17 protein-coding genes, 1 tRNA gene and 1 riboswitch are annotated in these 17,778 nt (G+C 64.1%); of the genes, 7 read left to right on the top strand and 11 right to left on the bottom strand.

The genetic code is table 11. The features are described 5' to 3' along the window. Nucleotides 1-66: 66 nt before the first annotated feature. Nucleotides 67-141, bottom strand: a tRNA-Thr gene (locus LDB26_RS18570). 113 nt (nucleotides 142-254) lie between these two features. Between LDB26_RS18570 and LDB26_RS18565 the strand changes: the two genes are divergently transcribed. Next, nucleotides 255-404: a hypothetical protein gene (locus LDB26_RS18565; protein WP_184204970.1), complete on the top strand. Its 150-nt coding sequence runs from the start codon at nucleotides 255-257 to the stop codon at nucleotides 402-404. A gap of 3 nt (nucleotides 405-407) precedes the next feature. On the opposite strand, the gene LDB26_RS18560 is transcribed toward LDB26_RS18565, so the two are convergent. Then, nucleotides 408-2,189, bottom strand: coding sequence for an aminopeptidase P family protein (locus tag LDB26_RS18560; protein WP_257539502.1), 1,782 nt, complete (start codon nucleotides 2,187-2,189; stop codon nucleotides 408-410). Between the two features lie 114 nt (nucleotides 2,190-2,303). Here LDB26_RS18560 and LDB26_RS18555 point away from each other — a divergent pair, with 114 nt between their 5' ends. Continuing rightward, a complete protein-coding gene (locus tag LDB26_RS18555; RefSeq protein WP_257539500.1) occupies nucleotides 2,304-4,364 on the top strand; it encodes a S9 family peptidase in 2,061 nt (686 codons plus the stop codon). After that, a complete protein-coding gene (locus LDB26_RS18550; RefSeq protein WP_257539498.1) occupies nucleotides 4,364-4,759 on the top strand; it encodes a thioesterase family protein in 396 nt (131 codons plus the stop codon). Before LDB26_RS18555 ends, LDB26_RS18550 begins: the two co-directional genes overlap by 1 nt. On the opposite strand, the gene LDB26_RS18545 is transcribed toward LDB26_RS18550, so the two are convergent. The 5 genes from LDB26_RS18545 to LDB26_RS18525 all read right to left on the bottom strand — a co-directional run bounded on the left by LDB26_RS18545 (nucleotide 4,756) and on the right by LDB26_RS18525 (nucleotide 9,815). Then, nucleotides 4,756-6,603, bottom strand: coding sequence for an ABC transporter ATP-binding protein/permease (locus tag LDB26_RS18545; protein ID WP_257539496.1), 1,848 nt, complete (start codon nucleotides 6,601-6,603; stop codon nucleotides 4,756-4,758). The genes LDB26_RS18550 and LDB26_RS18545 overlap by 4 nt on opposite strands. Before the next feature lie 90 nt (nucleotides 6,604-6,693). Further along, nucleotides 6,694-7,236 carry an inhibitor of vertebrate lysozyme family protein gene (locus LDB26_RS18540; protein ID WP_257539494.1) on the bottom strand — a complete coding sequence of 181 codons (543 nt, stop codon included), beginning with the start codon at nucleotides 7,234-7,236 and terminating at the stop codon, nucleotides 6,694-6,696. A gap of 72 nt (nucleotides 7,237-7,308) precedes the next feature. Then, on the bottom strand, nucleotides 7,309-7,488 hold the full coding sequence (locus tag LDB26_RS18535) for a hypothetical protein (protein ID WP_062062551.1): 180 nt from the start codon (nucleotides 7,486-7,488) through the stop codon (nucleotides 7,309-7,311). A gap of 48 nt (nucleotides 7,489-7,536) precedes the next feature. Then, on the bottom strand, nucleotides 7,537-9,396 hold the full coding sequence (gene thiC / locus LDB26_RS18530) for a phosphomethylpyrimidine synthase ThiC (RefSeq protein ID WP_062062548.1): 1,860 nt from the start codon (nucleotides 9,394-9,396) through the stop codon (nucleotides 7,537-7,539). 11 nt (nucleotides 9,397-9,407) lie between these two features. Next, complete coding sequence (locus LDB26_RS18525) at nucleotides 9,408-9,815, bottom strand: DUF2065 family protein (protein WP_062062545.1); 408 nt, start codon at nucleotides 9,813-9,815, stop codon at nucleotides 9,408-9,410. Between the two features lie 53 nt (nucleotides 9,816-9,868). Continuing rightward, a riboswitch (TPP riboswitch) is annotated at nucleotides 9,869-9,978 on the bottom strand. A 107-nt stretch (nucleotides 9,979-10,085) separates the two neighbouring features. Here LDB26_RS18525 and LDB26_RS18520 point away from each other — a divergent pair. Together LDB26_RS18520 and LDB26_RS18515 are read left to right on the top strand one after the other, a co-directional pair. Next, nucleotides 10,086-10,382: a hypothetical protein gene (locus tag LDB26_RS18520; protein WP_257539491.1), complete on the top strand. Its 297-nt coding sequence runs from the start codon at nucleotides 10,086-10,088 to the stop codon at nucleotides 10,380-10,382. Nucleotides 10,383-10,386: 4 nt separating this feature from the next. After that, nucleotides 10,387-12,495 (top strand): prolyl oligopeptidase family protein, encoded by a 2,109-nt coding sequence (locus LDB26_RS18515; protein WP_257539490.1) that lies wholly within the window; start codon nucleotides 10,387-10,389, stop codon nucleotides 12,493-12,495. Between the two features lie 42 nt (nucleotides 12,496-12,537). Here the strand turns inward: LDB26_RS18515 and LDB26_RS18510 are convergent, their stop codons facing one another. The 3 genes from LDB26_RS18510 to LDB26_RS18500 form a co-directional block, all read right to left on the bottom strand. Then, on the bottom strand, nucleotides 12,538-12,723 hold the full coding sequence (locus tag LDB26_RS18510) for a hypothetical protein (RefSeq protein ID WP_062062539.1): 186 nt from the start codon (nucleotides 12,721-12,723) through the stop codon (nucleotides 12,538-12,540). Nucleotides 12,724-12,817: 94 nt separating this feature from the next. After that, nucleotides 12,818-14,191, bottom strand: a complete 1,374-nt coding sequence (locus LDB26_RS18505; RefSeq protein WP_257539489.1) for a cytochrome P450 — start codon at nucleotides 14,189-14,191, stop codon at nucleotides 12,818-12,820. Further along, the gene (locus LDB26_RS18500) at nucleotides 14,188-15,309 is read right to left on the bottom strand and encodes a hypothetical protein (RefSeq protein WP_257539488.1); all 1,122 of its coding nucleotides are present in this window, start codon (nucleotides 15,307-15,309) and stop codon (nucleotides 14,188-14,190) included. The genes LDB26_RS18505 and LDB26_RS18500 overlap by 4 nt, the downstream gene beginning before the upstream one ends. 21 nt (nucleotides 15,310-15,330) lie before the next feature. On the opposite strand from LDB26_RS18500, the gene LDB26_RS18495 reads away from it, so the two are divergent. Together LDB26_RS18495 and kdsA are read left to right on the top strand one after the other, a co-directional pair. Then, nucleotides 15,331-15,624, top strand: a complete 294-nt coding sequence (locus tag LDB26_RS18495; protein WP_062062531.1) for a hypothetical protein — start codon at nucleotides 15,331-15,333, stop codon at nucleotides 15,622-15,624. A gap of 5 nt (nucleotides 15,625-15,629) precedes the next feature. Beyond that, the gene (kdsA, locus tag LDB26_RS18490; protein ID WP_062068392.1) at nucleotides 15,630-16,457 is read left to right on the top strand and encodes a 3-deoxy-8-phosphooctulonate synthase; all 828 of its coding nucleotides are present in this window, start codon (nucleotides 15,630-15,632) and stop codon (nucleotides 16,455-16,457) included. A gap of 41 nt (nucleotides 16,458-16,498) precedes the next feature. Here kdsA and LDB26_RS18485 read toward each other — a convergent pair whose 3' ends face one another. Then, on the bottom strand, nucleotides 16,499-17,764 hold the full coding sequence (locus LDB26_RS18485; protein WP_062062528.1) for a glutamate-5-semialdehyde dehydrogenase: 1,266 nt from the start codon (nucleotides 17,762-17,764) through the stop codon (nucleotides 16,499-16,501). Nucleotides 17,765-17,778 lie beyond the last annotated feature (14 nt).

Here is a 17,778-nt window from a genome sequence, read left to right as displayed (position 1 = left end):
CAGCGGGTTCCCGTTCTGGAGGCATCCGCCGAACGCCGCTGCGCTTTATCTTCCGTCGGGGAGAAATGGTGCTGCCGGTGAGGATTGAACTCACGACCTCAGCCTTACCAAGGATGCGCTCTACCACTGAGCTACGGCAGCACTCTGTTCTTCGCGCGGCCCGTATAGGGCGGCGGAGCCGGGCCTATGGCCGCGCGCGCTGCCCTTGTCAAGGCGGCTTGCGACGGGTCCGGCAATTTGCTTAAGCGCATCCCATGAGCAGCGGACAGGACGAACGCAAAGAGCGATTGGCGCAGGCGCTGCGCGACAATCTGCGGCGCCGCAAGGCGCAGGCGCGGGCGGACGCCGCCGAATCGAAGCCAGCCGAGGCAGGCCGGGACGGCGACGCCCAGCGACGCGACTGAGCTTCACAGCGGCGCGCAGGCCCCCGTCAGCCATGCAAATGCCGCGCCTTCAAGCTGCGGCCCGACGACATCCAGCACCCTGGCATGATAAGCGTCGAGCCAGGCGCGTTCTTCCATGCCCAGCAGTTCGACCGCGACAAGGTTGCGATCGATGGGCGCGAAGGTCAGCGTTTCGAAGCCCAGCATCTCCTTTTCCGCGCCGGGGATGGCGCGTTCCTCCACCAGCACCAGATTTTCGATGCGGATGCCATATTCGCCGGTCTTGTAATAGCCCGGCTCGTTGGAGAGGATCATGCCCGCCTGCAACGGCTCGTCGCCGCCGCCGAAGGTCGCGATCCGCTGCGGCCCTTCATGCACCGACAGGAAGCTGCCCACGCCATGGCCGGTGCCATGGGCATAATCCAGCCCTTCGGCCCAGAGATATTGCCGCGCCAGCACGTCGAGCTGTCCGCCGCGCGTGCCCCTGGGGAACACGGCGCGGGCGAGCGCCACATGCCCCTTCAGGACCAGCGTGAAGCGGCGCTTCATTTCCGGCGTCGGCGTGCCGATGGCGATGGTGCGGGTCACGTCGGTCGTTCCGTCGCGATATTGGCCGCCGGAATCCACCAGATAGAGAGAGTCGCGTGCGATGCGGCGGTTGGTCTTTTCCTCGGCGCGATAGTGCACGACCGCGCCGTTCGGCCCCGCGCCGCTGATCGTGTCGAAGGACAGGTCCTGCAACGCGCCGGTGTCGCGGCGGAAGGATTCCAGCTTCGCCGCGGCGCCCAGTTCATCGACGCCGCCCTTGGGCGCTTCGGTCGCGATCCAATGCAGGAAGCGGGACAGCGCCGCCCCGTCGCGGCTTTGCGCGGCTCTGTGTCCGACGATCTCGACCGGGTTCTTGATCGCCTTGGGCAATATGGCGGGATCGCGCAGCGCCAGCACATGCGCGCCGCCTTCCTCCAATCCTTCGAAGATCGCGGCGACCGCACGCTCGGGATCGGCTACGACCGTCTTGCCCGCGAAGCCCTTGAGCGCGTCGGGGAAGGCCGCGCGGTCGTGCACGCGCACGGCATTGCCCAGATGCTGCACCACGGCCTCGTCGATCTTTTCGGGCGCGACATAAAGATCGGCGGTCGCATCGGCGTTCACGACGGCATAGGCGAGCGCGACCGGCGTGCGGTCCACGTCCTTGCCCCGTATGTTGAAGGTCCATGCAATGGAATCGAGCGCGGAGAGCACCGCCGCATCGGCATGTTTCGCCGTCAGCCAGTCGGCCATCTCCTGCCGCTTTTCCGCCGCGCTCTTTCCGGCGTAGCGGTCTTCATGCACCGCCAGCCTGGCGGCGCTGGGCGCGGGGCGGTCGGGCCAGACCGCGTCCACCGGATTGGTGTCGACCGCGACCAGTTCCGCGCCGCGCTCGGCCAGAGCCTCGCTCGCCTGGCGCGCCCATGCGCGGGTATGGAGCCATGGATCATAGCCGATGCGCGCGCCCTGCGACGCATGATCCTTGAGCCACGCCGCGATGGAGGTCTGCGGCACGCTCTCATATTGCCAGTGCGCGGCGTCCACCTGCTCGCGCACCTGCAAGGTGTAGCGCCCGTCAACGAAGATCGCCGCTTCCTCCGGCAGCACCACAGCGCTGCCGGCCGACCCCTGAAAGCCGGTCAGCCACGCCAGACGCTGGGCATAGGCGCCCACATATTCGCTCATATGCTCGTCGGTCAGCGGCACGACGAAACCGTCCAGCCGGTCGCGCGCCAGTTGCGCCCGCAGGGCCTTGAGACGATCTTCATAGGTGGACATGGAAGCTTCCTCGTTTAACGAGCCTCTTGGCATTGGCTGTAATGCCGCCAACATAGAGCGCGCGCGGCGCTTCTGCCAGTGTCCGCCCGCCGCATGACAGAATATGGGAATTGCATGACCGATACCGCCAAGCCGCCCGTCGCCGCACGCCGTCCGCACAGCTTCGCCCGCCACGGCATCACGGTGGAGGATCCCTGGGCATGGCTGCGCGATCCGGGCTATCCCGATGTGCAGGACAAGGATGTCCTGACCTATCTGGAAGCGGAGAATGGCTGGTTCGAGCAGGCCATGGCCCCGCGCAAGGCGCTGACCGATGCCCTTTTCACGGAAATGAAAGGCCGCATCAAGGAAGACGACAGTTCGGTGCCGCAAAAGGACGGCGACTATGTCTACTGGCGCGCGTTCGAGGTCGGGGCGCAATATCGCAAATGGTATCGCAGGCCCGTCGCGGGCGGCGCTGACCAGTTGATCCTCGACGAACCCGCGCTGGCGGAGGGGCATGATTATTTCCGGCTGGGCGCGATGTCGGTCAGCCCGGACGGGCGCTACCTCGCTTATGCCATCGACAATAACGGATCGGAAAGGTTCGAGGCGCGGATCAAGGATCTGGCGACCGGCGAACTGCTGCCTGAGGTGATCCCCGGCACCCTGTCCGCGCTGGTGTGGACCAGCGACAGCAAGGGGCTGCTCTACGGCCTCGCCAACGAGAATTGGCGGACGGACAATGCGCGGCTGCACTGGCTGGGGCAGGGCGTGGAAAGCGACGTCGAGCTGTTCCACGAGGATGACGAGGGCTTCCGCGTGTCGGTGGGCCTTACGTCATCGGAAAAGTGGATCGTCATCGCGACCGGCGACCATGTGACGACCGAGGTGTGGCTGCTCCCCGCCGACAATCCGGCCGCGCAGCCGCTGCTGGTGTCAGCGCGCAAACCGGGGCGCGAATATGAAGTCGATGAGCATGACGGCACGCTCTACATCCGCACCAATGACGCCCATCCCAACTTCCGGCTGGTGAAGGCATCGCTGGAAACGCCCGATCAGTGGGAGGAAGTGATCGGACCGGACGATCATTTCTACCTGACCGATTTCACGCTGTTCAAGGGCTTCTACGTCACAGAGGGGCGGCAGGACGGCCTCGATCAGATCGAACTGCGTGACTACGCCACCCACCGGGCGAAGCGCATCCCCTTCCCCGAAGCCAGCTATTCGGCGTCGCTGGACGACAATCCCGAATATGATGTGATCAAGCTGCGGATCGGCTATGAGTCGATGGTCACGCCCGACACCATTTACGACTATCATCTGGCGACGGGCGAGCTGGAGGTGCTGAAGGTTCAGGAAATCCCGTCCGGCTATGACGCCACCCGTTATGAGACCGAGCGGCTGATGATCGCGGCGCGGGACGGGACGCCGATCCCCGTTTCCATTGTCTATCCCAAGGACCTGCCCCGCGACGGCAGCGCGCCGCTGCATCTTTATGGTTATGGCGCTTATGGCATCGCGATGGAGCCGGGTTTCTCGACCACGCGGCTCTCGCTGCTGGACCGCGGCTTCGCTTTTGCGCTGGCGCATATCCGGGGCGGGGACGATCTGGGGCAGCAATGGTATCTGGACGGAAAGCTCGACAAGCGAACCAACACGTTCACTGATTTCGTGGACGTGGCGAAGGGCCTGATCGAACGCGGCTATACGTCCAAGGGTCGGATCAGCATTTCCGGCGGATCGGCGGGCGGCGAACTGATGGGCGCGGTCATGAACAGCGACCCGGACCTGTGGGGCGCGGTGGTGGCGCATGTGCCCTTCGTGGACGTGCTCAACACCATGCTGGACGAGACCTTGCCGCTGACGCCGGGCGAATGGCCAGAATGGGGAAACCCGATCGAGGACAAGGCCGCGTTCGAGACGATCCGCGCCTATGATCCCTATGGCAATGTCCGCGCGCAGGACTATCCGCCGCTGATGGTGACGGCGGGCCTCAACGACCCGCGCGTCACCTATTGGGAACCGGCGAAGTGGGTGGCGAAGCTGCGCGCTACGAAGACGGACAGCAATATCCTGATCCTCAAGACCAACATGGGCGCGGGCCATGGCGGCAAATCGGGCCGCTTCGAAAGCCTGCATGAGACGGCGGAGGAATTCGCCTTCATCCTCTGGCAACTGGGCATGGCGGACTGATGGCGACTAGCTACACTACCACCCTCACCGCGCTTCCAGAGCATATCGATATACTCGGCCATGTGAACAACGCGGTCTGGGTGCGGTGGATGGAACAGGTCGCGACCGAGCATTGGATGCGCGATGCCGATCCCGCCCATCTCGACGCCTATGTCTGGGTCGTGACCCGGCATGAAATCGACTATAGCGGCAATGTGAAGGAGGGCGAGGCCGTCACCGTCCGCACCTGGATTCCCCAGGGACCGCGCGGCGCGCGCTTCGACCGGCTGATGGAGTTCACCGGCCCGGACGGCAAGGTCAAGGTATCGGCCAAATCCACCTGGGCGATCATCGACAAGGCAACGGGCCGCATCCTGCGGGTGCCGCCGGAGGTCGCGGCGCGCTTCCTCGATTAGGGCACGGTGGCGGAAAAACTGTCTTCGATGACCGGCTCCATGTCCATATCCTCCCGCTCGGATGCCTGCCGCGCCCACATGGCGGCATAGAGGCCATCGGCACGGACCAGATCGGCATGGCGGCCACGCTCGACGATTCGGCCCTGATCCAGCACGATGATCTCCTCCGCGTCGACCACCGTTGAGAGCCGATGCGCGACGATCAACGTGGTGCGGCGGCGGGAAATGGAGCGCAGCACCTCCTGAATCTCCGTCTCCGTCCGGCTGTCGAGCGCGCTGGTCGCCTCGTCCAGCACCAGCACCGGCGGATCTTTGAGCAGCGTGCGGGCGATGGCGACGCGCTGCTTCTCCCCGCCCGACAGCTTGAGGCCCCGTTCGCCGACGCGGGTTTCGTAGCCCTGCGGCAGGCTCATGATGAAGTCGTGGATGGAAGCCGCCTTCGCCGCCGCCTCGATCTCTTCCTGCGTGGCGCCCTCGCGGCCATAGCCGATATTATAGCCGACCGTGTCGTTGAACAGCACCATGTCCTGCGGCACGATGCCGATGGAGGCGCGCAAGGAGTGCTGCGTCACCTGCGCGATATCCTGCCCGTCTATGCGGATGCGCCCGCCCTGAATGTCGTAGAAGCGGAAGAGCAGCCGCGCGATGGTGGACTTGCCCGCGCCCGAAGGCCCGACGATGGCCAGCGTATGCCCGGCGGGAACGGTGAAGCTGACGCCGTGCAATATTTCCCGTTCCGGGTCGTAGCCGAAGCGGACATGGTCGAAGCGGACTTCTCCCACCTCCACATGCAGCATCGGCGCGCCGAGCGCGTCGGCGATCTCCGCCTGCGTGTCGATCAGCTTGTACATCGCCTCCATGTCGATCAGGCCCTGCCGGATCGTGCGGTAGACCATGCCGAGCAGGTCGAGCGGGCGGAAGAGCTGGCTCAGCAGCGTGTTCACCAGCACCACGTCGCCGGTGGTGAACTGGCCCTTGCTCCAGCCCCAGACCGTATAGCCCATCGCCCCCGCCATCATCAGGTTGGTGATGAGCGACTGGCCGACATTGAGCCAGGCGAGGCTGTTCTCGCTCTTGACCGCCGCATTGGCGTAGCGGCGCATGGCGCGGGCGTAGCGGGCGGCTTCGCGGTCTTCGGCGCCGAAATATTTGACCGTCTCGAAATTCAGCAGGCTGTCCACGGCATGGGCGACCGCATTGGTGTCGAGGTCCACCATGTCGCGGCGAAGCTGGTTGCGCCATTCGGTGATCGTGCGGGTGAACCAGATATAGAGTGTGACCATCACCAGTGTCGCGACGACGAGGCCGAGGCCGAACTTCACGAAGAAGATGATGCAGACCGCCGCCAGTTCCAGCACCGTGGGGGCGATGTTGAAGAGGAGGAAATAGAGCATCGTGTCGATGCTTTTCGTGCCGCGTTCCACGATCTTCGTAACGGCCCCGGTGCGGCGGTCGAGATGGAAGCGCAGCGACAGGCGATGGAGGTGGACGAACACATCGTCGGAAAGACGGCGGCCCGCCTCCTGCCCCACACGCTCGAACACGGCGTTGCGGAGGTTGTCGAACAGGACGCTGGCGAAGCGCGCGCCGGCATAGGCGGCGACCAGCGCAATGGCGAGGGTGGCGGCGGGTTCCATGCCCGGCGCCATCCGGTCGATCGCGGCCTTATAGGCGAAGGGCATGGCGAGGCCCACCAGCTTGGCGAGCAGCACCAGCACCATGGCGATGGCGACCCGGCGGCGCAGCGCGGGCGCGTCGGCAGGCCAGAGATAGGGGAGGAACCGGCGCAGCGTGGCCCATACGGGTGGAATGGGCGTGGCGCTGTCGGGGGAAGAAGGCGGCATCGACTGCTATTTAGGGTGAAATGCGCGCCGATCCAGTCGGAATGCTCGTTTGGGGCATGGAGAAATCTTATGAGACGCGGATTTCCTGCGTCAGCCCTGCCCTTCGGGACATTTGCCCGCGCGGCTTTCCTCCTTGCCGTTCTTGAACCAGCGTGTCTTCTCGGGGGCGACCGCCTCGTCGAAATAGCAGACCTGCGCCGCGCCGGTCTTGGGGTCGATCAGCGTCACCCATTGATGCGGGCCGCAATTGTGGGTTTCGCAGGTCCAGGCCGCGACCTTGCCGTCGATCATCTCGATCGGGCTGGACGGCCCTTCGGCGGCGAGCACCCATTTGCGGACCTTGGCGTCCGAAACCGCCGTTTCGATCGCGGATTTGACGGCAGGATCGTCATTCCAGCTATGCGCGCCGACCTTGTCGAAGGGATATTTGCCGACATAGCGGGAGAAGGCGTCCGCCGCCGGGACCGCCGCGCTTTCATTGGCGGATGCGGCGTTACCGGTGTTGTCGACCGCTTCAGCGGCGTTCATAGCGTTCGCGGCTGCATTTTCGGGCGCCTCTTTGCGTTCGCTCGAACAACCGGCGAGCAAAGCGGTGGCGGCCAGAAATCCGGCGAGGATCGTGCTGCGGGTCATAACGTCTCCCCTGTCGTATCGCTGGCGCAATGGTGCGGTTTTACGCGGCGCGAGGCAAGGGGGTTTGAGGCGTCAGGGCGAGAGGAGATGGGCGCGGAACCAGTCGGCCAGTTCCTTCTGCGAAAGGTTGCCTGCGGCGAGTTCCAGCATGGCCTTGAACATCCTGCGCGTTCTCGCCAAATAATCGCGCATGGGTGAAACGGAGACTGGCCGGCTGGAGCCGGTATGGATAGCATCGAGCAAACCATCCATGGGTTGCCTATCTAAAAAGGGGGCGCCTCCCGAGGCCCCCTTTCCCACTCAATCATGCTCCCGCCCGCCAGCACCCATATAAAGCTCGCTTCCGGTTTCGCGGAAGATTTCGCTCATTTCCTTCATGCCCTTTTCCGCTTCTTCCGCCGCGATGAAGGCGGTGGCGGGCTGGTTCTGCTTGGCCGCGAAGTCGCGCACTTCCTGCGTGATCTTCATCGAGCAGAATTTGGGGCCGCACATGGAGCAGAAATGGGCTGACTTCGCCCCTTCCGCCGGAAGCGTCTGGTCGTGATATTGCTCGGCCGTGTCGGGATCGAGCGACAGGTTGAACTGGTCGCGCCAGCGGAATTCGAAGCGAGCGCGGGACAGCGCATCGTCGCGGACCTTGGCGGCGGGATGGCCCTTTGCCAGGTCGGCGGCATGGGCGGCGAGCTTATACGTCACCACGCCCACCTTCACGTCGTCGCGGTCGGGCAGGCCCAGATGCTCCTTGGGCGTGACATAGCAGAGCATCGCCGTGCCATACCAGCCGATCATCGCCGCGCCGATGCCTGAGGTGATATGGTCGTAGCCCGGCGCAATGTCGGTGGTGAGGGGGCCAAGCGTGTAGAAGGGCGCTTCGCCGCACGCTTCCAATTGCTTGTCCATATTCTGCTTGATCTTGTGCATCGGCACATGGCCCGGTCCTTCGATCATCACCTGCACATCCTGTTCCCAGGCGCGCTTCGTCAGTTCGCCCAGCGTGTAGAGTTCGGCAAACTGGGCTTCGTCATTGGCGTCGGCGATGGAGCCGGGGCGCAGGCCGTCGCCCAGCGAATAGGCGATGTCATAGGCCTTCATGATCTCCGTGATCTCGTCGAAATGCTCGTAGAGGAAGCTCTCGCGATGATGGGCGAGGCACCATTTCGCCATAATCGACCCGCCGCGCGAGACGATGCCGGTGACGCGCTTCGCCGTCATCGGAATATAGGGCAGGCGCACGCCCGCATGGATGGTGAAATAATCGACGCCCTGCTCGGCCTGCTCGATCAGGGTGTCGCGGAAGATGTCCCAGGTCAGGTCCTCGGCGATGCCGCCGACCTTTTCCAGCGCCTGGTAGATGGGCACCGTGCCGATGGGCACCGGCGAGTTGCGGATGATCCATTCGCGCGTGTCGTGGATGTTGCGGCCTGTGGAGAGGTCCATCACCGTGTCCGCTCCCCAGCGGATCGACCAGACGAGCTTGTCAACTTCGGCCGCCACGTCGGAGGCGACGGCGCTGTTGCCGATATTGGCGTTGATCTTCACCAGGAAGTTACGGCCGATCGCCATCGGCTCGGATTCCGGGTGGTTGATGTTGGACGGGATGATGGCGCGGCCGCGCGCGACTTCATCGCGGACGAATTCGGGCGTCACATAGTCGGGGATTTCCGCGCCCCAATCCTGTCCGTCGCGCACATATTCGGCGAGGCGGGCACGGCCCAGATTCTCACGCTCGGCCACATATTCCATCTCCGGCGTGATGATGCCGCGGCGGGCATAGTGCATCTGCGAGACGTTCGCGCCCGGCTTCGCGCGCAGGGGCCGCTTGACGAGATTGGGGAAGGGCTGGACGCCGCCCGAACGGTCGGGGCCTTTGAGGCCGTTGTCTTCGGGCCTGATCTCGCGGGCGTCATATTCCTCCACATCGCCCCGGCCCATGATCCAGTCGCGGCGCAGCGCGGGAAGGCCCGCCATGATGTCGATGCGGGCTTGCGGGTCGGTATAGGGGCCGGACGTGTCGTAGACGCGGACGGGCGGCTCGCCGCTGCCCGGTTCCAGGGCGATCTCGCGCATGGCGACCTTGAGCGGGCCGACATGAATCTTGCGCGATCCACGGATCGGGCCAGTGGTGACGCGCATCTCTGTGCGAGCAGGAATATCAGCCATATCAGTTCCTTTCAGGCGATGACCGTCGCGCGGCCGGTAAGGCCTGCGTAAAAAAGAAGGATGCCCAGAATCAGCGCGAAGGCCGCCCAGGCACGAGTGAAGCGGAAAGACCAGTGGCCCAGCTTCACGAGTGGTGCGGGCACGGCGATCAGCAGCGCGCCCTTGATGAGCGCGACATAGCCGACCAGCGTGACGATGATGCCCAAGGGGTCGGCGAAAGCGCGGTGGACCATGACGATGGTCGCGCCCAGCGCGAAGGCGACGAGGCCGGTGATAAGGGTGAGGCCAGGCGAGCGGTCCAGTTCCTCCATCGCGCCGCGCCATCGTTGGGGCGAGGCAAGGCCGCTGATGCCGATCAGGATCAGGTAAAGGCCGATCGCTTCGGCGAGGCGCAGGGTCAGGATGGAGATAGTGTCCATGTCGTGCCGTCCTTCTCTTCCTCTCATGGGCGAAGGATGGGGCGCGGACTGCCAGTGACAAGCCGTTCCCTCCCTACGCCGGTCTTATCCGGATCAGGTTCAGCGGGTCGCGGCCACGTCAGCCGCCTCTCAACCGCCTGTGAGCGGTCCCCCGGGGATGGGCCAGCGATAGCCGATCGCGCGTCGGAGCGAAAGCCCCATGCCCGTCGGTTCATCCTACTGGACAGGATGCTGGACAAGGGCAGGGACTTTGCCGCACTGTCAGAAGCAATGAAGAATCCCGACCTGTCCACCAAAGCCGGACGCAAGGCCTATCGCCACGAAATGCGGATGATCGCCGTCAGGCCGCGCCGCTACGGGTTATGGCTGCTGACGGGTGGATTCCTGCTGGTGATGTCGCCGTCGGCGCTGGGCATCAACAGCCTGTTCGGACTGTGGCCGCCCTTTCTGGGCGGGGCGATGATGCTGACGGCGATGCCGCTGCTGGTTATCGGGGTAGTGCTACGGCGGCGCTATCTGGCGCAGCGGAACGGCGCGCAGGACATGATCCGGCGCATCAGGGAATAGTTGCATGAAAAGGATGATGAGCTTGGTTTGTGCGGCTTTGCTGACCGGCGCGGGTGCGCCGTCCCCCTCCACCGCTTCGGCCCCGGCCGACGATCCCCATGTCTGGCTGGAGGACTGGACCGGACCGCGCGCCATGCAGTGGGTGGAGGCAGAGAACAAGGCCACCGTCGCCACGCTGCAGGGCGATCCGCGCTATGCAGGCTATTATCAGGACGCGCTCGCCATCGCTTCAGCCAAGGACCGCATCGCCATGCCGATGCTGATAGACGGGCGCGTGTTCAACTTCTGGCGCGATACCGAACATCCACAGGGCGTGTGGCGGTTCACCAGCGAAGCGGACTATGCCTCCGACGCGCCGCGATGGATAACCGTGCTGGATCTGGATGCGCTGTCGAAGGCCGAGGGGAAGAAGTGGGTCTGGAAAGGCGCCACCCTGCTCGACCCGGATGAAAAGCGGGCGCTCATCAATCTATCGGACGGGGGCGAGGATGCCGTCACCCTGCGGGAGTTCGATCTCACCACCGGGCAGTTCGTGCCGGGCGGGTTCGATATTCCAACCTCGAAGCAGAATGAGGCATGGCTGGACGGCGATACGGTGCTGCTGGCCCGCGATTGGGGCGAGGGGACGATGACGGCTTCGGGCTATCCCTTCGTGCTCAAGGGGGTGAGGCGCGGAGAGCCTCTGGTGGCGGCGAAGGAAATCTATCGCGGGGAAGCGTCAGATCAGGTGGGCGTCTATCCGATGGTGCTGTCCGATGGGCAGGGAAACCGGGCAGCCTTCCTCTATCGCGGCGTAACCTTTTTCGGGAACGAGACGTTCCTGCTGACGGCGCAAGGGCCGAAGAAACTACCGTTGCCAACCCGAAGCAACCTGCAAGGCATGGTCGCGGGACAGGTGCTGATCCAGACCGGCGAGAACTGGACGAGCGGCGGCGTGACCGTGCCTGCCGGGTCGCTTGCGGCGGTGCCGCTCAAGGCTCTGGAGAGTGGCGAGGCGTTGAAGCCCGCTATCCTCTTCGCGCCCAATGCCCGGCAGTCCCTCGATGGAGTGGCGACGACAAAGGATCGCGTGATCCTGTCGATCAATGACAATGTGCGCGGGCGCGTGCGAGTGCTGGCGCCGGACGACAAAGGCTGGACCTCGCAGCCGGTCTCCCTGCCCGACAATGCGACCATCGGCATCGCGACGGCGACGGACAAGAGCAACAAGGCTTATCTGGCGGTAGCGGGGTTCCTCGCACCGACGACGCTGTGGGCGCTGGATGCGACGGACCCGAAGCCTGTGCAGGTTAAGGCGATGCCTGCGCGCTTCGACACATCAGGACTGATAGTGGAGCAATATGAGGCAGCCTCCACCGATGGGACGAAAATCCCCTATTTCATCGTCCGGCGGAAGGACGCGAGCAAGGATGGCTCCACACCAGCCATCATGACGGCCTATGGCGGGTTCGAAGTGTCGATGACGCCCAGCTATGCAGCGACCACCGGCAAGCTGTGGCTGGAGCGGGGGAATAGCTTCGTGCTCGCCAATATTCGTGGCGGCGGGGAGTTCGGCCCGGCCTGGCATGAGGCGGGCCGCAAGACGAAGCGGCAGATCATCTATGACGACTTCACGGCGGTAGCGAAGGATATTTTCGCGCGCGGATTTTCTTCACCCCGGCGGTTCGGGATTTATGGCGGGTCCAATGGTGGATTGCTGATGGGAGTAGAGTTCAACCAGCACCCCGATCTCTGGAACGCTGTCACCATCCAGGTGCCGCTGTTGGATATGATTCGTTACGAACAAATCGCGGCGGGCGCTTCCTGGGTGGACGAATATGGCAGCGTGGCAGTGCCGGAGGAAAAAGCGTTTCTGGAGAAGATTTCACCCTATGCCAACATCCGCAAAGGAGTGAAATATCCCATGCCATATATCTGGACCACGACCAAGGACGACCGCGTCGGCCCGCAACATGCGCGCAAGTTCGCAGCGCGACTCAAGGAATATGGACTACCCTATCTGTTCTATGAAGATACCGCCGGCGGCCATTCAGGTGACGCCGACATCGAACAGGGCGCGCGCTTGCAAGCGATGCAGATGGTCTATTTTTCGCGGGCACTGGAGGGGGAATAACCTGCAATAACGGCCCTGCCCCGCCGCGCAGAATGGTAATATCTATTCGTGCGGCAGCAGCGCCTTGTTCAATCTGTCCATCACTTCCGCAATCGGTTCGGTGACCGTGACGCTGCGTCCTTCGCCAAAGCGGATGCGTGTTCCCTCGGTAACGGAAGAAACGAACGTGACCTGACCGGCGTTGACAGCGGTTTCGGTGCGATCCGCACCCACGAACATCACCATCATTGCGCGCTCTCCTGCTCTTTATGGACCGGCAGCTTAGCCGCTCGCGCGGAACAGGCCAGCATTTTTGCTTCGGCGCCTGACGGAAATAGCCCCTTCAGCCCTTCATGTCCTCAAACATCAGCTTCATCCCCGTTCTCGGCCGGATCGTCAGGCGGCTGATCGGTTCCGGCCTGAACCCCTGCGGCACCGACAGGCGGTAACGACGCAGCGTGGATGCGATCACCGTCATCACCTCCTGCTGGGCAAAGCCCGCGCCGACGCAGACGCGCGGCCCCCGGCCGAAGGGGAACCATGCCTGTTTCGCCATCTCCGCATTGGCCGGATCGTCGAAGCGTTCAGGATCGAAGGCATGGGGACAGGCCCAATTGTCCTTGTTACGCTGAGTGAGCCAGGGAGCGACGACCAGCATCGCTCCTTCCTCCAGATGCTTGTCGCGCATGTCCATGGGACACGGCACCTCGCGCGGGAAGAAGGCCACCGGCGGATAGAGACGCAACGTCTCGCGGAAGATGTTCCGCACCGCGCCCATGTCCTTGAGCATCCCGGCGGCGAGCGGCTGGCCGCCGGCCACGTCCTGCACCTCGGCGCGGGCTAGGTTCTGGATATGCGGACATTCGGCGAGCATGTAGAGCGCCCATGTCATCGTGCTGGCCGATGTTTCATGGCCCGCGAGAAAGACGGTCGAGACCTGATCCATCACCTGTTGCAGGGTGAAGGGCGCGCCGGTTTCGGGATGCTTTGCCTCTATCAGCGACTGGAGGATATCGCGATGCGGCGCGTCCCCGCGCTGGTGGAATCCTTCGAAACGCGCCTCCACTATGGGACGGAAGACGTCGTGAATGGCCTTGGCGGGCCTCAGGGAGCGCCGTTCGAACCAGCGGGCGGGCAGGCCGTAGAGGCGCAGCATGGAAGCGCTGTGGGCGAGCCGCTGGAACTTGCCGAACGCGGTGTGGATGATGTTGGAGCGATGCGCGTCCAGCGTCTGCGAAAACAGCGTCCGGAAGATGATATCGGCGGCCACATGGGTCATCATCGGGTCGATGTCGATGGGCCTGCCCCGGTCGGCGGCGTCGATGCGGGCGAGGAAATCGTCCGCCGCCGCGACCATGAGCGGCATGGAGCGGTGGAGCGCGGTATGGGCGAAGGCGGGATTGACCATCGCCCGCTGGCTTTCCCAATCCTCGCCATTGGCGGAAAAGACGCTGTTGCCGATGAGCGGAGAGAGGTTGCGGACCAGTTCGCGATGCTTGGGAAAGGCGGTGCCGCCACGCAATATCCGATCCACCAGCGGCAGTTCGTTGGCGATATACATGGTCTGGCCGGGCATGCGGATTTCGCCCATCTTCATCGTGTAGCTCTTTTCAAAGAGCACATGAATCCAACTATGCCAGCCGCGCAGGAAGCGTTTGACGAGGCCGCGCTTGCTGCGTGGCGGTTCGGGGTAGGGCGGGATGAAAGGGTCCGTCACGGAATCGTCCTGAAGGCGGCGATGGCTTCGTCGATGGTGCGGCGGCCTGCGGTGAGACTCAGATAATCGACCGGCGAGAGACGGTCGCCCACGCGCAGATAATCGAAATGCGCCTCATATTTGTTCGACCAGCCGCTGTGGTAATTTTCCGGCTCGTAGAAGAGGTGGAAGCGCGGCGAAAGCAAATCAACGCGGGCGGCGCATCGGTCCGAAACAAGGCGGATGGGATGCACATCATAAAAGGCCGCGCCATCTGGGGGCGAGGAAAAGTCGACAAGGCGGAAATGCTTGTCATCCAACGCCTTGAGGTCAGCATGATACCAGCGCGCGTCCTTACGGAGCGCGGTGACGGGAACGACCTGCCCCAAGGTCAGCGTCGTGAAATTGGCGGGAAGGCCGGGCCGCTTTTCGAGGATGCGGCGCATCACGCTCATCGCGTAATTGGTGCCGTTGCTGTGGGAGGCGAAGATCACCTCGTCATAGGGGCCGTCCATCTCGGTAAGGACACGATCAGCGAACTGATCCAGCCGGGCGTCCATCTCCGGCCCCGGTCCCTGCGCCGCGACGCTGTGGTTATAATACATGAATCGTAGCAGCCAGGGCACAATCAGCTTGTTGAGAAGACGTCCCGACAACAGCGCGCTCACCGCCACGCCGCAGAGCGCCGCCGCCCAGAAGGGCAGCAGCGTCCACAGCAGCAGCGCCGTCAGCAACGCAATGCCGAGCGGAATGAGGATAGCAAGGATCGGCGGATAGAGGATGGTAATAACCGGACCACGCCGCAATTTACGCATCCGGCCGAACTGCATGAAGCGGGCATGGGCGCTGTAGGTCGCGACGGAACGCCAGGCGAGAAGGAACGGGTTCCTGATCCATACCTTTGCGACGAGGTCTTCCCAGCGGAAAAACTCATAATCAGTTTCGACGCCCGCAGTCGCATTGGTGACGGTCCAGATCGCGGAAGAGGCCGGACCCGGACGGCGCGCGCTCACCTCCACCTGCTCGCCGGAGAGGCGCGCATATTTTTCCGCCTGTTCGCGGTAAAGCTGGTGGTAGAAACGCACCCCGCGCGGATCGAAACCGCCAAGGTAGAAGACTTTCCGCTTGAACTTTTCCATGGCCCCTGTCCACATCGGGCCATGACGACACCCGAACGCGACTACTGCTATTTCATAGACCACCGCAAATACAACCGAAACATCGGTTGCCGGCGCCATGACAATGCCTATGGCATCCATGGTGGAGGGACGGAACGGGACCGCTGGCGGGCGGACTTCGCCTTTTACCGGCATATGCGGGACAATGGCGATCCGATGGCGCTGCCCTCGCTGCTCGCCTGTCTGGCTTTCGGCTGGTTCTGCTGGAATTATCATGCCGGCAAGGGCCTGTGGCGCGGTCAGCTCTTGCGGCGGTTCGTGAAAGCGCCGAAGTGAGCGGCATGACGATACCCAAACATGTTTCGGTGGGGCCGGTGACGATCGGCAACGACCTGCCCTTCGTCCTGATTTCCGGCCCCTGCCAGATCGAAAGCCGCGATCATGCGCTGTTCATGGCGGAGGCCCTGAAGACGGCGGCGGCGCAGGCGGGCGTGCCGTTCGTGTTCAAATCCTCCTTCGACAAGGCGAACCGGACGTCTGTGTCCGGCCGGCGCGGAGTCGGGATCGACGCGGGGCTGGCCATATTGGCGGAGGTTAAGGGCGCGCTGGGTTGCCCGGTGCTGACCGACGTGCATGAAGCTAGCCAAATCGAAGCGGCGGCGCAGGCGGTGGACATCCTCCAGATTCCGGCTTTTCTCTGCCGGCAAACCGACCTGCTGGTCGCGGCGGGCCGAACCGGCGCGGTGATCAATGTGAAGAAGGGCCAGTTCCTCGCGCCGTGGGACATGGCGGCGGTGGCGCAGAAGGTCGCATCCACCGGCAATGAACGCATATTGCTGACCGAGCGTGGAGCGAGCTTCGGCTATAATACATTGGTCAGCGACATGCGCGCTTTGCCGGTGATGGCGCAGACGGGCTATCCGGTGGTGTTCGATGCGACCCATTCGGTGCAGCAGCCGGGCGGGCTTGGTTCGGCTTCGGGCGGGCAGCGGGAATTCGCGCCGGTGCTGGCACGTAGCGCCGTCGCGGCGGGTGTCGCGGCGATCTTCGCTGAAGCGCATGACGATCCCGACAAGGCGCCGTCCGATGGCCCGGTGATGCTGCCGCTGGCGTGGATGGGTCCGATGCTGGAACGATTGAAGGCGATTGACGCGGTGGTGAAGGGGTAGGCCAAGTGCGTGCCCCCGCTTTCGCGGGCTACGCCATCGCACTACGGCCGGGTCTGCCCCGTGCCGCGCACCAGCCATTTGTAGGTCGTCAGCCCTTCCAGAGCGACGGGCCCTCGCGCATGGAGGCGGCCAGTCGAAATACCGATCTCCGCGCCAAGGCCGAATTCGCCCCCGTCCGCGAACTGGGTGGAGGCATTCCACATCACGATGGCGCTGTCCACGGCGTTCAGGAAGCGCTCCGCCCTTTCCGCATCCTCGGTGATGATGGCGTCGGTGTGGTGGCTGGCATGAGCGGCGATATGGGCGAGCGCGTCGTCCAGACCGTCCACCAACCGGATCGACGCAATGGCGTCGAGATATTCGGTGTCCCAGTCCTCGTCGCTGGCGGGCGTGACGCGGCTGTCCATCGCCTGCACCGCCTCGTCGCCGCGCACGGCGCATTTCGCGTCGAGCAACGTCTTCACCAGCGCGGGCGCCTGGCCATAAGCGCGGTCGATCAGCACAGTTTCGGTCGCGCCGCAAATGCCGGTGCGGCGCATCTTCGCATTCACCACCAGCTTTTGCGCCATATCAGGGTCAGCCGCGCCATCGACATAGCTGTGGTTGATGCCATCGAGATGCGCGAGCACGGGCACGCGCGCTTCTTCCTGCACGCGGGCGACCAAGCTCTTGCCGCCACGGGGCACGATGAGGTCGATGAACTCCGACGCCTTGAGCAGAGCGCCCACGGCAGCGCGGTCCGTGGTGGGGACCAGTTGCACCGCGTCGGCGGGTAGGCCCGCGGCAGCGATGCCTTCAGCCATGGCGGCGTGGATGGCGCGGTTGCTTTCCTTCGCCTCGCTGCCGCCGCGCAGGATCACGGCATTGCCTGCGCGCAGGCAGAGCGCGGCTGCGTCCGCCGTCACATTGGGGCGGCTTTCATAAATGATGCCGATGACGCCCAAAGGCACGCGGACGCGGGAAAGCTCGATGCCGTTGGGGCGAACCTGCTTGTCAATGATGCTGCCCAACGGATTGTCGAGGCTCGCGACCTGATCGACGCCCGCCGCCGTCGCTTCGACCCGCGCTTTGTCGAGTTTCAGACGGTCGAGCATGGCGGGAGAGAGTCCGTTGGCAGCGGCGTTTTCCATATCCCGGGCGTTGGCGGCGATGATCTGAGCCGACTGGTCACGCAAAGCCTGCGCGGCGCGGCGGAGCGCGTCGATCTTCTGCGCGTCGGTGGCGCTCGCCAGCATGGCAGCCGCCCCGCGGGCGCGAGCGCCCAGGGTAGCGATCAGCATTTCAGGGGTCTGGGTCAGGTCGTTCATCTTGAGTCTCGCCA

The organism is Sphingobium sp. CFD-1 (assembly GCF_024611115.1).
GTDB lineage: Bacteria > Pseudomonadota > Alphaproteobacteria > Sphingomonadales > Sphingomonadaceae > Sphingobium > Sphingobium baderi_A.
Note: the sequence above shows the minus strand (reverse complement) of the source record. Positions and strands in the feature narration are given on the sequence as shown.

Excerpts from the sequence above, each read along its gene's own strand:
- LDB26_RS18545 (WP_257539496.1), bottom strand. The coding sequence starts at position 6,603 with ATGCCGCCTTCTTCCCCCGACAGCGCCACGCCCATTCCACCCGTATGG.
- thiC (WP_062062548.1), bottom strand. The coding sequence starts at position 9,396 with ATGGCTGATATTCCTGCTCGCACAGAGATGCGCGTCACCACTGGCCCG.
- LDB26_RS18495 (WP_062062531.1), top strand. The coding sequence starts at position 15,331 with ATGACGACACCCGAACGCGACTACTGCTATTTCATAGACCACCGCAAA.
- LDB26_RS18535 (WP_062062551.1), bottom strand. The coding sequence starts at position 7,488 with ATGGATGGTTTGCTCGATGCTATCCATACCGGCTCCAGCCGGCCAGTC.
- LDB26_RS18525 (WP_062062545.1), bottom strand. The coding sequence starts at position 9,815 with ATGGACACTATCTCCATCCTGACCCTGCGCCTCGCCGAAGCGATCGGC.
- kdsA (WP_062068392.1), top strand. The coding sequence starts at position 15,630 with ATGACGATACCCAAACATGTTTCGGTGGGGCCGGTGACGATCGGCAAC.
- LDB26_RS18540 (WP_257539494.1), bottom strand. The coding sequence starts at position 7,236 with ATGACCCGCAGCACGATCCTCGCCGGATTTCTGGCCGCCACCGCTTTG.
- LDB26_RS18515 (WP_257539490.1), top strand. The coding sequence starts at position 10,387 with ATGAAAAGGATGATGAGCTTGGTTTGTGCGGCTTTGCTGACCGGCGCG.
- LDB26_RS18520 (WP_257539491.1), top strand. The coding sequence starts at position 10,086 with ATGAAGAATCCCGACCTGTCCACCAAAGCCGGACGCAAGGCCTATCGC.
- LDB26_RS18550 (WP_257539498.1), top strand. The coding sequence starts at position 4,364 with ATGGCGACTAGCTACACTACCACCCTCACCGCGCTTCCAGAGCATATC.
- LDB26_RS18560 (WP_257539502.1), bottom strand. The coding sequence starts at position 2,189 with ATGTCCACCTATGAAGATCGTCTCAAGGCCCTGCGGGCGCAACTGGCG.
- LDB26_RS18485 (WP_062062528.1), bottom strand. The coding sequence starts at position 17,764 with ATGAACGACCTGACCCAGACCCCTGAAATGCTGATCGCTACCCTGGGC.
- LDB26_RS18555 (WP_257539500.1), top strand. The coding sequence starts at position 2,304 with ATGACCGATACCGCCAAGCCGCCCGTCGCCGCACGCCGTCCGCACAGC.
- LDB26_RS18500 (WP_257539488.1), bottom strand. The coding sequence starts at position 15,309 with ATGGAAAAGTTCAAGCGGAAAGTCTTCTACCTTGGCGGTTTCGATCCG.
- LDB26_RS18510 (WP_062062539.1), bottom strand. The coding sequence starts at position 12,723 with ATGATGGTGATGTTCGTGGGTGCGGATCGCACCGAAACCGCTGTCAAC.
- LDB26_RS18565 (WP_184204970.1), top strand. The coding sequence starts at position 255 with ATGAGCAGCGGACAGGACGAACGCAAAGAGCGATTGGCGCAGGCGCTG.